This is a genomic window from Methylobacterium sp. Leaf361, from assembly GCF_001424445.1.
In the GTDB taxonomy this organism is placed as follows: domain Bacteria; phylum Pseudomonadota; class Alphaproteobacteria; order Rhizobiales; family Beijerinckiaceae; genus Methylobacterium.
Window position 1 is genome coordinate 21811 of the sequence record NZ_LMPY01000067.1, and the last position, 14001, is coordinate 35811.

Below are 14001 nucleotides of genomic sequence, written 5' to 3' on the forward strand. Positions count from 1 at the left end.
TCCTCTCAGAAGCTCTCAGAAGAACGTGCGCAGGAAGTCGCGGACGAGCTTGCGCAGGGCGCGGGTGAGTTCGCGCTCGAGCCAGTCCTGCCAGGTCTGCTCGTGCCGGGGCCGGCGCTCCTCCGCGCGGGCGGAGGCCTGAGGATCCGGCAGCCCCATCGCGGTCGCCCGGGCCGCGGGCGGCAGGCCGGGAAAGACGTCGATGCCGGATTCCTGGCGGAGATCGTCGATCGACAGGGCGCGCCAGTCCTTGGAATCGTCGTTCCGGGCGAGGTAGGCCCCCGCCTCGCCGCGCGACGGGTCGTACACGGCCTTGAACAGCTGCGTCGGGACGAGCACGCCGCCCTTGATCTGCTGCACCGCGTCGCCCGCGAAGATCACCCCGGTGACGACGAACAGCGCGCCCCGGCGGGTGGCCAGCCGCCGGGTGCTCTCCTCGACATCCGCCCAGAGCCCCCGGTTCAGGACGCGGTTCTGCGGCACGATGTTGGCGAGGCTGAACGACTCGGCCTGGGCGGCGAGGGTCGGCATGTCCCCGGCCGGCGCGAGATGGCCCCGGTCGAACCCGCTGCGGACGTAATCCTCCAGCGCGGCGCGCTGATCCTCCGGCAGGCGCGTCTCCTCGTGGAAGGAATCGTCGCGGGCCACCGCCCGGGCCGCCGCGACGCTGGCGCGGGTGAGGTGCTCGGCGGCGTAGAGCGGCGTGCGCGTCACGCCCGAATGCAGGACCGCGAAGGCCTCGAAGCACAGCGGGACCGCGCGGACGGCGAGCTTCGGATTCGTGAGGACGGGCGTCTGCCCGTCCGCGAACAGGGCCGGACAGGAATCCTGGGCGCGGACCGGGGGTGCGCCCAGCGCGAGGGTCAGGACCGCGGCGGCGAGCGTCGGTGCCCGCATCACCAGCAGACGCGGACCCGGCGGACGCCCTCCGGGGTCGGGCGGTCCCGCCACGCGCAGGGCCGGCCGAGGCTGTTGCTGAACGGGCGGGCATCGCGATCGGGACCGCCCGGCGCGACCCGCGCCGGGCAGTCGCCGAGGAAGTTGCAGAGGAAGTCGAGATTGCCGTCCGGCGGCCGTGGCTGGGCGTAAGCTTGGCCGTGACCCGTAATCGCGAACATGAGCAGGATTGTGCACAGACGAGCCGGATTCAAAGGCGAACCTCTTGTGGCGTTAAGGGCACGTGACTGAAAAAAACGCCGGCCCGACATTGATCGCGCCGCCGATCGTCCGTAACTGGCACTATCATGACAGCGACGGACGGGCGGGTTCTAGCATGAACGCGTGTCCCCGGGCTGCTGGCGTCGCGGTTGCCGAGGGCCCGTGACGGAGCCGTCGCCATACTCGAACGAACGGATGCGAGCATTGGCACTCTCCCCTGAGCAATCGGCGTTGCTGGACCGCGTTCCGTCTCCTTCGGCGCTGCGGCGTCTTCCGGAGTCGGAGCTTCCGGCGGTGGCGGACGCGGTGCGCGCCGAGATGATCGACGCGGTCTCGATCACCGGCGGCCANCCTTCGGCGCTGCGGCGTCTTCCGGAGTCGGAGCTTCCGGCGGTGGCGGACGCGGTGCGCGCCGAGATGATCGACGCGGTCTCGATCACCGGCGGCCATCTCGGCTCGGGGCTCGGCGTGGTCGAGCTGACCGTGGCGCTCCACCACGTGTTCGACACCCCCGACGACCGCATCGTCTGGGACGTCGGACACCAGTGCTACCCCCACAAGATCCTCACCGAGCGCCGCGACCGCATCCGGACCCTGCGCCAGGGCGGCGGCCTGTCCGGCTTCACCAAGCGCTCCGAGAGCGTCTACGACCCCTTCGGYGCCGCCCACTCCTCCACGTCGATCTCGGCCGCGCTGGGCATGGCGGTCGCCCGCGACCTCGACAACGCCGCCGCCAAGTCGAAGAACCGCCCGCYCAAGCGCCGCAACGCCATCGCGGTCATCGGCGACGGCTCGATGTCGGCCGGCATGGCCTACGAGGCCCTCAACAATGCCGGCGCCCTGCACTCGCGCCTGATCGTCATCCTCAACGACAACGACATGTCGATCGCGCCCCCCGTCGGCGCCATGTCGGCCTACCTCGCCCGCCTGGCCTCGGGCGGCGCCTACCAGTCCCTGCGCGAGACCGCCAAGCAGCTCGGCAAGCTCCTGCCCAAGGCGCTCTACCAGCGCGCCGCCGCGGCCGAGGAATACGCCCGCTCGCTCGTGGTCGGCGGCGGCACCATGTTCGAGGAGATGGGCTTCCACTACGTCGGCCCGGTCGACGGGCACAACCTCGACCACCTGCTGCCGGTCCTCAAGAACGTCCGCGACGCCGAGCACGGCCCGATCCTGCTCCACGTCGTCACCCAGAAGGGCAAGGGCTACGCCCCGGCCGAGGCCTCGGCCGACCGCTACCACGGCGTGGTCAAGTTCGACGTGGTCTCAGGGGTCCAGGCCAAGGCCAAGCCGAACGCGCCGGCCTACACGCGGGTGTTCGGCGAGAGCCTGATCAAGGCGGCCGACGCCGACGACAAGGTCGTGGCGATCACCGCCGCGATGCCGGGGGGCACCGGCATCGACCTGTTCGGCAAGGCGCACCCGGACAAGACCTTCGACGTCGGCATCGCCGAGCAGCACGCGGTGACGTTCGCGGGCGGTCTGGCCACCGAGGGCTACCGGCCGTTCGTGGCGATCTACTCGACCTTCCTGCAGCGGGCCTACGACCAGGTGGTGCACGACGTGGCGCTGCAGAACCTGCCCGTGCGGTTCTGCCTGGACCGGGCGGGCCTGGTCGGCGCCGACGGGGCGACGCACGCGGGCGCGTTCGACCTCGCCTACCTGTGCTGCCTGCCGAACATGACCGTGATGGCGGCCTCCGACGAGGCCGAGCTGGTGCACATGGTGGCGACCGCCCACGCGCACGACAMGGGCCCGATCGCGCTGCGCTACCCGCGCGGCGAGGGTGTGGGCGTCGAGCTTCCGGAGCGGGGCGAGGCGCTGGCGATCGGCAAGGGCCGGGTGGTGCGGCGCGACSCGGAGGCGCGTGTGGCGCTGCTGTCGCTCGGCACGCGCCTGTCGGAGACCTTGAAGGCGGCCGACACGCTGGCCGAGCAGGGCGTGGCGGTGACGGTGGCGGACGCGCGGTTCGCCAAGCCGCTGGACGAGGCGCTGATCCTGGATCTGGCGCGCGACCGATCGGCAAGGGCCGGGTGGTGCGGCGCGACCCGGAGGCGCGTGTGGCGCTGCTGTCGCTCGGCACGCGGCTGTCGGAGGCCTTGAAGGCGGCCGACACGCTGGCCGAGCAGGGCGTGGCGGTGACGGTGGCGGACGCGCGGTTCGCCAAGCCGCTGGACGAGGCGCTGATCCTGGATCTGGCGCGCGASCACGAGGTTCTGATCACGATCGAGGAGGGCTCGCGGGGCGGGTTCGGCGCGATGGTGCTGCACCTGCTGGCGGAGCGGGGCGCGCTGGACGCGGGCGGRGTGCGGGTGCGGACGATGACGCTGCCGGACGCCTACCAAGACCACGACAGCCCGGAGAAGATGTACGCCGAGGCGGGCCTCGACGCCAAGACCATCGTCAGGACCGCCCTCGATACACTGCCCGAGCGGAAGGACAGCCGGTCGCGCCTGCGGCTCGCCTGACCGGGCGGGCCGGCCGCCGGAGCCCGCCCCCGAACCCCGACCGTCTTGCCGGCGCGCGCGATCCTCCGCATATCGCCGGCACGGGGTGAGGGCGCGCGGCGCCTTCCGACCCCCCGGTGAGCCTGTCGCGCCGCGCCGACACGGGGACGAACGAGCGGATGACCTCCGAGAAACTGCGCCTGGGCGTCAACATCGATCACGTCGCGACCGTCCGCAACGCCCGCGGCGGCGACTATCCGGACCCGGTGCGGGCGGCCCTGCTCGCCGTCGAGGCGGGCGCCGACGGGATCACCGCGCATCTCCGCGAGGACCGGCGCCACATCCGCGACACCGACATCGCGGCGCTCAAGCGCGGCCTGTCCGTGCCGCTCAACTTCGAGATGGCCGCCACCGACGAGATGGTGGCGATCGCGCTCGAGACCCGCCCGCACGCCGCCTGCCTCGTCCCGGAGAAGCGCGAGGAGCGCACCACCGAGGGCGGCCTCGACATCGTCGGCGGCCGCGCGCACCTCGCGCCGCGCGTCCGGGCCCTCGCGGAGGCCGGCATCCGCGTCTCGCTGTTCGTCGAGCCCGAGCCCGCGATCATGGACGCCGCCCATGCCCTCGGGGCGCCCGTCGTCGAGCTGCACACCGGCAGCTACTGCGAGGCGGCGCTGGAGGACGACGCCACCCGGACCGCGCGCGAGCTCGCCCGCATCCGGCGCGCGGCGGAGCACGGGGCCGGCCTCGGCCTCGAGATCCACGCGGGCCACGGGCTCACCCTCGGCAGCGTCGGCCCGGTGGCGGCGCTGCCGCAGATCCGGGAGCTGAATATCGGCCATTCCCTGATCGCCGACGCGATCTTCGTGGGGCTCGACCGGGCGGTGCGCGACATGCGGGCCGCCATGGACCGGGCGCGGAACCCATGATCGTCGGGATCGGCTCGGATCTCTGCGACATCCGCCGGATCGCCCGGACCCTGGAGCGCCACGGCGAGCGCTTCACCCACCGGGTCTTCACCGACGGCGAGCGGGCTCGCTGCGACCGGCGGGCCGCCCGCGCCGAGGGCTACGCGCGCCGCTTCGCCGCCAAGGAGGCCTGCGCCAAGGCGCTCGGCACCGGCCTCAGCGCCGGCGTGTTCTGGCGCGACATGGAGGTGGTGAACCTGCCCTCCGGGCAGCCGACCCTCCGCCTCGCGGGCGGCGCGGCCGAGCGGCTCGCGGAACTCCTGCCGGCGGGGCACGCGGCGCGGCTCCACGTGAGCCTCACGGACGATCCGCCGATGGCGCAAGCCTTCGTGATCATCGAGGCCTTGCCGGTCCCTGTCGCCGGTTGAGGCCGCCGTCGCGGATTAGCCTGCGGCGGTCGCGCGTTGCGGGGGGCTCGCGCATGGTCTAGACCCCCGGACACGGCGGACACGATTGCGGCGCATTCCTCGGGACAACCGCACATCAGGCCGCGCGCGGCGGGGCCGCGCCCCGCGGATCGCGGGCGTCGCACCTCAATCGAAGACGGAACGCGCGCGTGGATTACGACGGCAAGCCGCTCAGGAAACCTGCCGACACCGGCACCTGGGCCAGCATCCGCGAGACGCTGAAGGTCGGCATCCAGGCGCTGCTGATCGCCCTCGTGGTGCGGACCCTGCTGTTCCAGCCGTTCAACATCCCGTCGGGCTCGCTGGTGCCGACCCTGCTGATCGGCGACTACCTGTTCGTGTCAAAATATTCTTACGGCTATTCCAAGTACTCGCTGCCGCTCTCGGAGTACATCCCGATCCAGGCCGACGGCCGGATCTGGGGCGCGGACCCGAAGCGCGGCGACATCGCGGTGTTCAAGCTGCCCAAGGACAATTCGACCGACTACATCAAGCGCGTGATCGGCCTGCCGGGCGACAAGATCCAGATGATCGACGGCGTGCTGAACATCAACGGCAAGGCGGTCAAGCGCGAGCGGATCGCCGACTACGAGACCACCGATCCCTACGGCCAGCCGACCAAGGTGCCCCAGTACCTGGAGACCCTCCCCAACGGCGTGGTCCACCGGGTGATCGAGCGCGACGGCGACAACGGCTTCTGGGACAAGACCGAGCTGTACACGGTCCCGCCCGGTCACTTTTTCATGATGGGCGACAACCGCGACAACTCCACCGATTCGCGCGATCTCGCCAATGTCGGCTACGTGCCGTTCGCCAACCTGGTCGGGCGCGCCGAGATGATCTTCTTCTCGATCGACGAGGGTACGCCGGCCTGGCAGGTCTGGAACTGGCCGGCCCACGTGCGCTGGTCGCGCCTGTTCACGACGATCCATTGACCGGCCCGGACTTGGACGACGCCGCGCAGCCCCGGGCCAACGCCCGATCCCGGCGGGCCCACAAGCCGCGCCCGCCGCTGACCGCGCTCGAGGAGCGGATCGGCCACAGCTTCGGCGATCAGGACCTGCTCACCCGCGCGCTGACCCACACCAGCAAGGCGAGCGGCCGGGGCGGCAGCTACCAGCGCCTGGAATTCCTCGGCGACCGCGTGCTCGGGCTCGCTGTCGCCGACCGCCTCTACGGCGCCTTCCCGGAGGCCGACGAGGGCGACCTCTCCCGGCGCCTGGCCGCCCTGGTCCGGCGCGAGACCTGCGCGGCCGTGGCCGCCTCGTGGGAGGTCGGCCCGCACCTGATCCTCGGCCAGGGCGAGGTCATGGGCGGCGGCCGGCGCAACCAGACGATCCTCGCCGACGTCTGCGAGGCGATCCTGGGTGCGATCTACCTCGATGCCGGGTTCGACGCCGCCCGGGCGGTGGTCGAGGCGCATTTCCATCCCGGCGAGCCGACCGCGGCGGCGCGGGGCCGCGACGCCAAATCCGCCCTGCAGGAATGGGCCATGGGCCGCAGCCTGCCGATCCCCAGCTATGAGGTGGTGGAGCGCACCGGTCCCGACCACGCGCCCCGGTTCCGCATCGCCGTGCAGGTCGAGGGCCTGGAGCCCGGTCTCGGCGACGGCACGTCGAAGCGGATCGCCGAGCAGGCCGCCGCGCGGGCGCTGATGGAGCGGGAGGGAATCGGGGCCTCCGCGGACGCGGAACCGACGGAGACAGCATGAGCGCGCACGAGCAGGACGATCACGACGCGCAGGACGGGCCCGGCATCGCGCCGGCCCGGGACCCCGCGCGCGACCCGTCCACCCTTCCCGGCACGCCCGCCGACGCCCGGGCCGGCTTCGTCGCGCTGATCGGCGTGCCGAATGCCGGCAAGTCGACCCTGCTCAACAACCTCGTCGGCACCAAGGTATCGATCGTCTCCCGCAAGGTGCAGACGACCCGGGCCCTGGTGCGGGGCATCCTCATCGAGGGCTCCGCCCAGGTCGTGCTGGTCGACACCCCCGGCATCTTCGCGCCCAAGCGCCGCCTCGACCGCGCGATGGTCCACTCGGCCTGGAGCGGCGCCGCCGACGCCGACGCCGTCTGCCTGCTGGTCGACGCGCGCAAGGGTGTCGACGCGGAAGTCGAGGCGGTGCTCGGCCGGCTCGGCGAGGTGAAGCGCGAGAAACTGCTGATCCTCAACAAGATCGACCTGATCCCGCGCGAGCGGCTGCTCGATCTCGCCGCCAAGCTCAACGCCGCCGCGCCCTTCGCCGAGACCTTCATGATCTCGGCGCTCAACGGCGACGGCGTCGCCGACCTGCGCCGGGCGCTGGCCGCCCGCATGCCGGCGGGCCCGTGGCTGTATCCGGAGGATCAGGTCTCGGACGCGCCCCTGCGCATGCTCGCCGCCGAGATCACCCGGGAGAAGATCTACGACCGGCTGCACGAGGAGCTGCCCTACCGCTCCACGGTGGAGACCGACCAGTGGCAGATCCGGCCCGACGGCTCGGTGCGGATCGAGCAGACGATCTTCGTCGAGCGGGAGAGCCAGCGCTCGATCGTGCTCGGCAAGGGCGGCCAGACCATCCGGTCGATCGGGCAGGCGGCCCGGATCGAGATCGCCGAGGCGGCCGACGCCAAGGTCCACCTGTTCCTGCACGTGAAGGTGCGGGAGAACTGGGCCGACGACCCGGCCCGCTACCGCGAGATGGGCCTGGAATTTCCGCGGGGCTGACGCGCCGGGCCGCGCGGGAGGCTGGGCTTCGCGGCCGGTTCCGGTATAAACGCGGTGTTCCCCCGGATGAATCGAGTCGGGCGCGGGTTTACCCCGCTCCGCCGCGGATTCGCGTTCCGGTTTCGGCACTCCAAATCCCGAATCGTCTATGCGCCACGCCGTCTACGGCCTGCCGCCGGTGGACCTCGCCGAGGTCCCGGGCGACGCCGTCCAGCTCTCCCCGTTGATCCCCGGCGCCGCGCGGCTCGAGGATCTGTCCGAGAACAGCCTCGACTCGGCCACCGTGCTGGCGCCGCCCGGAACGGTCGAGCGGCGCTACGTGCTGGCCCAGGTGCTGCGCGCCCTCGGGCCGGGCGGCCGCATGGTCGCCCTGGCGCCCAAGGATCGCGGCGGCACACGCCTCGCCAAGGAGCTGACGACCTTCGGCTGCGCGGCCGCGGACCAGCCGCGCCGGCACCACCGGATCTGCACGGCGGAGCGGCCAACGGCGCCGGCCGGCCTCGCCGAGGCGATCGACGAGGGCGGCCCGCGCCACGTCGACAACCTCGCCCTGTGCACGCAGCCCGGCATCTTCTCGTGGGACCGGCTCGATCCGGGCACGGCGCTGCTGCTCGCGAACCTCCCGGCCCTCAAGGGCCGCGGCGCCGATTTCGGCTGCGGGCTCGGGGTCCTCTCGCGGGCCGTCCTGGGCTCCGAGGCCGTGACCGCCCTGACCCTGCTGGAGATCGACCGGCGCGCCGTCGAGATGGCCCGCCGCAACGTCGCCGACCCGCGGGCGACGATCCTCTGGGCGGATATTCGGGCGTCCGGCGCCGTGCCAGATCACCTCGATTTCGTCGTCACGAACCCGCCGTTCCACGAGGGCGGGAGCGAGGATCAGGCGCTCGGCCGGGCGTTCATCGCGCGGGCCGCCGAGGCCCTGCGCCCCGGGGGGGCGCTGTGGCTCGTGGCCAACGCGCACCTGCCCTACGAGGCGAGCCTGCGCGAGGCGTTCCGGCACGTCGCGGTGGCCGTCCAGGCGAACGGCTACCGGGTCTACGAGGCCCGCCGGTGAGCGCGCCGCTTCCATGAGCGCGGCGAGATCCGTCCGCCTGGACAAGCTCCTCGCCAATCTCGGCTACGGCTCGCGCCGCGAGATCCAGGCGCTCGCCCGCGCCGGCGCGATCCGCCTCGACGGCGCGGAGCTCGCGGAGGCCGGCGACCGGATCGCCCTCGCGCCGGACCTGCCGGAGCGCCTCACGATCGACGGCGAGGCCCTGGACCCGCTCCCCGGCCTGTGCCTGATGCTGCACAAGCCGCTGGGCGTCACCTGCTCGCACAAGGAGGCGGGCCCGCTGGTCTACGGGCTGCTCCCCGAGCGCTGGCGCCGCCGCGACCCGCCGCTCTCCACGGTCGGGCGCCTCGACAAGGAGACCTCGGGCCTGCTGCTGCTGACCGACGACGGGGCGCTCCTGCACCGGATCATCAGCCCGAAGGCCCAGGTGGCGAAGCGCTACCGCGTGACCCTCGACCGGCCGCTGACCGGCCGCGAGGCGGAGGTGTTCGCCGCGGGGACGCTCGTGCTGGAGGGCGAGGAGCGCCCGCTCCTGCCGGTGCGGCTCGACGTCGAGGATGCCACGCGCTGCGCGGTGACGCTGACGGAGGGCCGCTACCACCAGGTCCGCCGGATGTTCGCCGCCGTCGGCAACCACGTCGCGGCGCTGCACCGGGATCGGGTCGGCGGTCTCGCTCTGCCGGCGGACCTGCCGGCGGGGGCGTACCGGGTGATGACGGCCGACGACGTGGCGGCGGTGTTCGCGGGCGGGTGATCCGGGCTGCGCGCCTGTCAGTGCGGCGCCCGGGCGAGGGCGACGACCGCGCCGATCACAGCGAGTGTCTGGAAGCCGATCAGGCCCGCCACCCAGCGCACGATTTCGGACCGCGTATCCGCCAGCTCGGCGCGCAGATCCGCCTTCGTGACGAGATCGCCCTGCAACGCTTCCGCCATGGCATCGGCCAAGCCTTCCGCCTGTTCCGGGGAGAGCTTGGCCTTCTCCCGGAGGGTCCGGGCGAATTTCAGGGTGTCGAATGCGACCGCCGCCATGGTTCGAACTCTCGCGAGGCGAGCCCGCGTGTTGCAAGCGGTCTGAACACAGGCTGTGATTGAGGGCTGGCCCGCGCCGCCCCGCCGCTTCTTGCCTTCTGACCCGCCCTCTGCTAAGCGCCCGCCCATCCCACACGCGGAGCCGGCCTCATGCCTGAATGAGGCGTTTCCGGTGGTCGTCCGAACTCTCGGCCGACCGCATCCCTCCGCGGCGGATATAACCGGAGAGCACAAGAGCCATGGCCGTCGATTTCTCTATGCGTCAGCTCCTCGAGGCGGGCGCCCATTTCGGTCACCAGTCCCACCGCTGGAACCCGAAGATGCAGCCGTACATCTTCGGCACCCGCAACAACATCCACATCATCGACCTCGCCCAGACCGTGCCGGCGCTGCACCAGGCGCTGCAGGCGGTGAGCGACACCGTCGCCAAGGGCGGCCGCGTGCTGTTCGTCGGCACCAAGCGCCAGGCGGCCGACACGATCGCCGAGGCGGCCAAGCGCTCGGCCCAGTACTACGTCAACTCCCGCTGGCTGGGCGGCATGCTCACCAACTGGAAGACCATCTCGGGCTCGATCTCGCGCCTGCGCAAGGTCACCGAGACGCTGGAGACCGGCGGCCCGGGCCTGACCAAGAAGGAGCGCCTGATGCTCTCCCGTGAGAAGGAGAAGCTCGAGAAGGCGCTCGGCGGCATCAAGGACATGGGCGGCGTGCCGGACCTGCTGTTCGTGATCGACACCAACAAGGAGCAGCTGGCGATCAAGGAGGCGAACCGCCTCGGCATCCCGGTGGCCGCCATCGTCGACACCAACTGCAACCCGGACGGCATCAGCTACATCGTCCCGGCCAACGACGACGCCGGCCGCGCGATCGCGCTGTACTGCGATCTGATCGCCAAGGCCGCCATCGACGGCATCTCGCGCGCCCAGGGCTCGTCGGGCATGGATATCGGCGCCTCCGAGGAGCCGATGGCCGAAGAGCTGCCGGCGAACGACGACGCGGCCGTCACGGTCGAGTCCGACGCCCTCGACCCGGCCGACGTGGCGATGCTCGCCGAGTCGACCGAGCACTTCGAGCTGCTCGCCGCCCCGCGCGGCGCGCCGGACGACCTGACCAAGCTCAACGGCGCCGGCCCGCAGATCGTGCAGAAGCTCAACGACGCCGGCATCTACCACTACTGGCAGCTCGCCGCGATGACCCCCGAGGACGTCGCCAAGGTCGATGCCGACCTGAAGCTCAACGGCCGCATCGACCGCGACTCGTGGGTCTCGCAGGCCCGCGGCTTCGTCGAGGCCGCCGCCGCGGCCTGATCCATCGGGGCTTCGCGGCGGCACCGTCATCGGGCCGTCGCGGATCCAGGCATACCGGGCCCGGCCGCTCACCCGCGCGCCGGGCCTCTCGCATCCAGACCACACGAAAGGGACCGCCATGGCCAACGTCACCGCCGCGATGGTGAAGGAGCTCCGGGAGAAGACCGGCGCCGGCATGATGGACTGCAAGGGCGCGCTCAACGAGACGCAGGGCGACATCGAGGCCGCCGTCGACTGGCTGCGCAAGAAGGGTCTCGCCAAGGCCGCCAAGAAGGCCGGCCGCGTCGCCGCCGAGGGCCTCGTCGCCGTCGAGTCCGCCGGCCGCCACGCCGCCGTGGTCGAGGTGAACTCCGAGACCGACTTCGTCGCCCGCAACGACGCCTTCCAGGCCTTCGCCCGCGAGGCCGCCAAGATCGCGCTCAACACCGACGGCACGCTCGAGGGCCTCCAGGCCGCCCATTTCCCGGGCGCCACCGAGACCGTCTCGGAGAAGCTGCAGGCCCTGATCGCCACCATCGGCGAGAACATGAACCTGCGCCGGGTGACCAAGCTCGAGGTCAAGAAGGGCGTCATCGCCTCCTACGTGCACAACCAGATCTCCGAGGGCCTCGGCAAGATCGGCGTGCTCGTGGCGCTCGAGTCCGAGGGCGACGTCGACGCGCTCTCGGCGCTGGGCCGCCAGATCGCCATGCACATCGCGGCGACCAACCCGGTGGCGCTGGACGCCTCGGGCGTCGACGCCGCCACGGTCGAGCGCGAGTCGAACATCCTGCGCGAGAAGAACGCCGGCAAGCCGGACCACGTGATGGCCAAGATCGTCGAGAGCGGCCTGAAGAGCTACTACAAGGAGGTCACCCTCCTGGAGCAGCCCTTCGTGCACGACGGTTCCAAGACCGTGAGCCAGGTCCTCAAGGAGGCCGGCTCCAAGGTCGGCGGCGCCGTGACCCTGACGGGCTTCGTCCGCTACGCGCTGGGCGACGGCATCGAGAAGGAAGAGGGGCCGGACTTCGCCACCGAGGTCGCCCAGCAGGCCGGCCGCGCCTGACACCGACCGCGAGCGCCCGGCTTGCCGGGCCGTCGTGAGATCAGCCCCGCCCGGCACGCGCCGGGCGGGGCTTCCCGTTTCCGGAGGCGCCCGATCGATCCGCGCGGGGTCGTGTTGCGCCGCACACCCCGCCGTGCGGCGCCGCGCTAAGTTCCGGGCATGCTTCTGAAGCCCTTCTCCTACCTCATGATCGGCGTGTTCGCCTCCGGCCTCGCCATGACCGTCTTCGGCGCCGTCGGCGTCCTCGCCGGCAGCTGAGAACGAGCGCCGGCGCTCCGGACCCGGACCGCGGCGGCGGCGCAGACGTCCTCCCCGGGCGCACGTCTCTCGCGCGTCGCTCGCGCGCCGGTAGCATTTCGGCCCACGATCCCCGCCGGATCCGGGCCGGGCCCCTCGACGGCGCTCGGGCGGTTGACGTAGAAGCCTCCCCGCTCACGCGATGCGGGGTGGAGCCGGGGGCCCAGATGCCGGAGACGACGCCGTTTCGCCGTATCCTCGTGAAGCTGTCGGGGGAGGCGCTCGCCGCTCCCGACGGCTACTGGTTGCATCCGCCGACGCTGGCGGCGCTCGCCGAGGACATCGCCCGCACGATCGAGTCGGGCGCCGAGATCGCCATCGTGGTGGGCGGCGGCAACATGATCCGCGGCGCGCGGATCTCCGCGGCCGGCTGGATCGACCGGGCGACCGGGGATTCGCTCGGCATGATGGCCACGGTGATGAACTCGCTGGCGATCGAGACGGCGCTCAACGCCGCGGGCGTGCAGGCGCGGACCATGTCGGCGGTGTCGATGCCGACCATCTGCGAGACCTATGCCCGCCAGCCGGCCCTGCACCACCTGGACAAGGGCCAGGTCGTCGTCCTCGCCGGCGGCACCGGCAACCCGTTCTTCACCACCGACACCGCCGCGGTGCTGCGGGCCGCCGAGCTGCGCTGCGACGCGGTCCTCAAGGCGACGCAGGTGGACGGCGTCTACTCGGCGGATCCGAAGAAGGATCCGAGCGCCACGCGCTACGACCGCATCACCCACGACGAGGCGATCGCCCGCGACCTGAAGGTGATGGACACCGCCGCCTTCGCGCTGGCCCGGGAGAGCCGCCTGTCGATCGTGGTCGGCTCGCTCCACCCGCCGAGCTCGATCGCCGCGATCCTGTCGGGCGACGCGCCCTCGACCCTCGTGGCGCCCTGACGCGCGGCACGACCGGGCCGCGACCGTTTGCGGCCCTGAAAAAATTCGTCCATTGAGGCCGCGACTGCCCGCGCCGGGCTCAAGACCACGTCAGACGTCTCGGGACGACCCTCATGGCCACACCGGAATTCGATCTCAACGACATCAAGCGCCGCATGCAGGGCGCTGTGTCCTCGCTCTCGAAGGATCTCGGCTCGCTGCGCACCGGGCGCGCCACGCCGTCGCTCCTCGACCCGATCCAGGTCGACGCCTACGGCTCGATGATGCCGATGGCCCAGGTCGCCACCGTCAGCGTGCCGGAGCCGCGGCTCCTGTCGATCTCGGTCTGGGACCGCAGCATGGTCACGGCCGTCGAGAAGGCGATCCGCGAATCCGACCTCGGCCTCAACCCGCAGACCGAGGGGCAGACCATCCGGCTCCGCATCCCCGAGATGAACGAGCAGCGCCGCAAGGAGATGGTCAAGGTCGCCCACAAGTACACCGAGGAGGCCCGCGTCGCCGTGCGCCACGTGCGCCGGGACGGCCTCGACCATCTCAAGAAGCTCCTGAAGGACAGCGCCATCTCGGAGGATGACGAGAAGCGTCAGGCCACCGACGTGCAGAAGGCGACCGACCAGTACATCGCCGAGATCGACGGCGTGCTGGCGTCCAAGGAGAAGGAGATCATGCAGGTCTGAGGCGAAGGGCAGGACGCGC

General features: G+C 71.8%; 15 protein-coding genes and 1 pseudogene. 13 read left to right on the forward strand and 3 right to left on the reverse strand.

Going from position 1 to position 14001, the window contains the following annotated elements; genetic code table 11:
- Nucleotides 1-15: 15 nt before the first annotated feature.
- Together ASG32_RS28440 and ASG32_RS28445 are read right to left on the reverse strand one after the other, a co-directional pair.
- A complete protein-coding gene (locus ASG32_RS28440) occupies nt 16-897 on the reverse strand; it encodes a DNA/RNA non-specific endonuclease (RefSeq protein WP_056533019.1) in 882 nt (293 codons plus the stop codon).
- The gene (locus ASG32_RS28445; protein WP_056533022.1) at nt 897-1118 is read right to left on the reverse strand and encodes a hypothetical protein; all 222 of its coding nucleotides are present in this window, start codon (nt 1116-1118) and stop codon (nt 897-899) included. Before ASG32_RS28445 ends, ASG32_RS28440 begins: the two co-directional genes overlap by 1 nt.
- 400 nt (nt 1119-1518) lie before the next feature.
- On the opposite strand from ASG32_RS28445, the pseudogene dxs reads away from it, so the two are divergent.
- From dxs to ASG32_RS28490, 9 genes and pseudogenes are all read left to right on the forward strand, one after another.
- A pseudogene (gene dxs, locus ASG32_RS28450) lies at nt 1519-3165 on the forward strand (1-deoxy-D-xylulose-5-phosphate synthase); the annotation flags it as partial.
- A gap of 26 nt (nt 3166-3191) precedes the next feature.
- Nucleotides 3192-3623 carry a transketolase C-terminal domain-containing protein gene (locus ASG32_RS28455; protein WP_280141619.1) on the forward strand — a complete coding sequence of 144 codons (432 nt, stop codon included), beginning with the start codon at nt 3192-3194 and terminating at the stop codon, nt 3621-3623.
- 158 nt (nt 3624-3781) lie between these two features.
- Nucleotides 3782-4531, forward strand: a complete 750-nt coding sequence (locus ASG32_RS28460; protein ID WP_056533376.1) for a pyridoxine 5'-phosphate synthase — start codon at nt 3782-3784, stop codon at nt 4529-4531.
- On the forward strand, nt 4528-4938 hold the full coding sequence (gene acpS, locus ASG32_RS28465) for a holo-ACP synthase (RefSeq protein ID WP_020092967.1): 411 nt from the start codon (nt 4528-4530) through the stop codon (nt 4936-4938). Before ASG32_RS28460 ends, acpS begins: the two co-directional genes overlap by 4 nt.
- A 188-nt stretch (nt 4939-5126) precedes the next feature.
- Entirely contained in the window at nt 5127-5912 is a 786-nt protein-coding gene (lepB, locus tag ASG32_RS28470) for a signal peptidase I (protein WP_020092968.1), read from the forward strand.
- Between the two features lie 11 nt (nt 5913-5923).
- On the forward strand, nt 5924-6688 hold the full coding sequence (rnc, locus tag ASG32_RS28475) for a ribonuclease III (RefSeq protein ID WP_056533028.1): 765 nt from the start codon (nt 5924-5926) through the stop codon (nt 6686-6688).
- The gene (era, locus tag ASG32_RS28480) at nt 6685-7683 is read left to right on the forward strand and encodes a GTPase Era (protein WP_020092970.1); all 999 of its coding nucleotides are present in this window, start codon (nt 6685-6687) and stop codon (nt 7681-7683) included. Before rnc ends, era begins: the two co-directional genes overlap by 4 nt.
- Nucleotides 7684-7831: 148 nt before the next feature.
- Nucleotides 7832-8737: a class I SAM-dependent methyltransferase gene (locus ASG32_RS28485; RefSeq protein WP_020092971.1), complete on the forward strand. Its 906-nt coding sequence runs from the start codon at nt 7832-7834 to the stop codon at nt 8735-8737.
- Nucleotides 8738-8750: 13 nt separating this feature from the next.
- On the forward strand, nt 8751-9491 hold the full coding sequence (locus ASG32_RS28490) for a 16S rRNA pseudouridine(516) synthase (protein WP_020092972.1): 741 nt from the start codon (nt 8751-8753) through the stop codon (nt 9489-9491).
- Nucleotides 9492-9508: 17 nt separating this feature from the next.
- Here ASG32_RS28490 and ASG32_RS28495 read toward each other — a convergent pair whose 3' ends face one another.
- Nucleotides 9509-9766, reverse strand: coding sequence for a hypothetical protein (locus tag ASG32_RS28495; protein ID WP_056533031.1), 258 nt, complete (start codon nt 9764-9766; stop codon nt 9509-9511).
- A 239-nt stretch (nt 9767-10005) separates the two neighbouring features.
- On the opposite strand from ASG32_RS28495, the gene ASG32_RS28500 reads away from it, so the two are divergent.
- The 4 genes from ASG32_RS28500 (at nt 10006) to frr (ending at nt 13982) form a co-directional block, all read left to right on the forward strand.
- Nucleotides 10006-11073: a 30S ribosomal protein S2 gene (locus tag ASG32_RS28500; RefSeq protein WP_020092974.1), complete on the forward strand. Its 1068-nt coding sequence runs from the start codon at nt 10006-10008 to the stop codon at nt 11071-11073.
- A gap of 118 nt (nt 11074-11191) precedes the next feature.
- Nucleotides 11192-12118 (forward strand): translation elongation factor Ts, encoded by a 927-nt coding sequence (gene tsf / locus ASG32_RS28505; RefSeq protein ID WP_056533034.1) that lies wholly within the window; start codon nt 11192-11194, stop codon nt 12116-12118.
- A 464-nt stretch (nt 12119-12582) separates the two neighbouring features.
- A complete protein-coding gene (gene pyrH / locus ASG32_RS28510) occupies nt 12583-13305 on the forward strand; it encodes a UMP kinase (protein WP_026604897.1) in 723 nt (240 codons plus the stop codon).
- A 113-nt stretch (nt 13306-13418) separates the two neighbouring features.
- The gene (gene frr / locus ASG32_RS28515) at nt 13419-13982 is read left to right on the forward strand and encodes a ribosome recycling factor (RefSeq protein WP_020092978.1); all 564 of its coding nucleotides are present in this window, start codon (nt 13419-13421) and stop codon (nt 13980-13982) included.
- Nucleotides 13983-14001 lie beyond the last annotated feature (19 nt).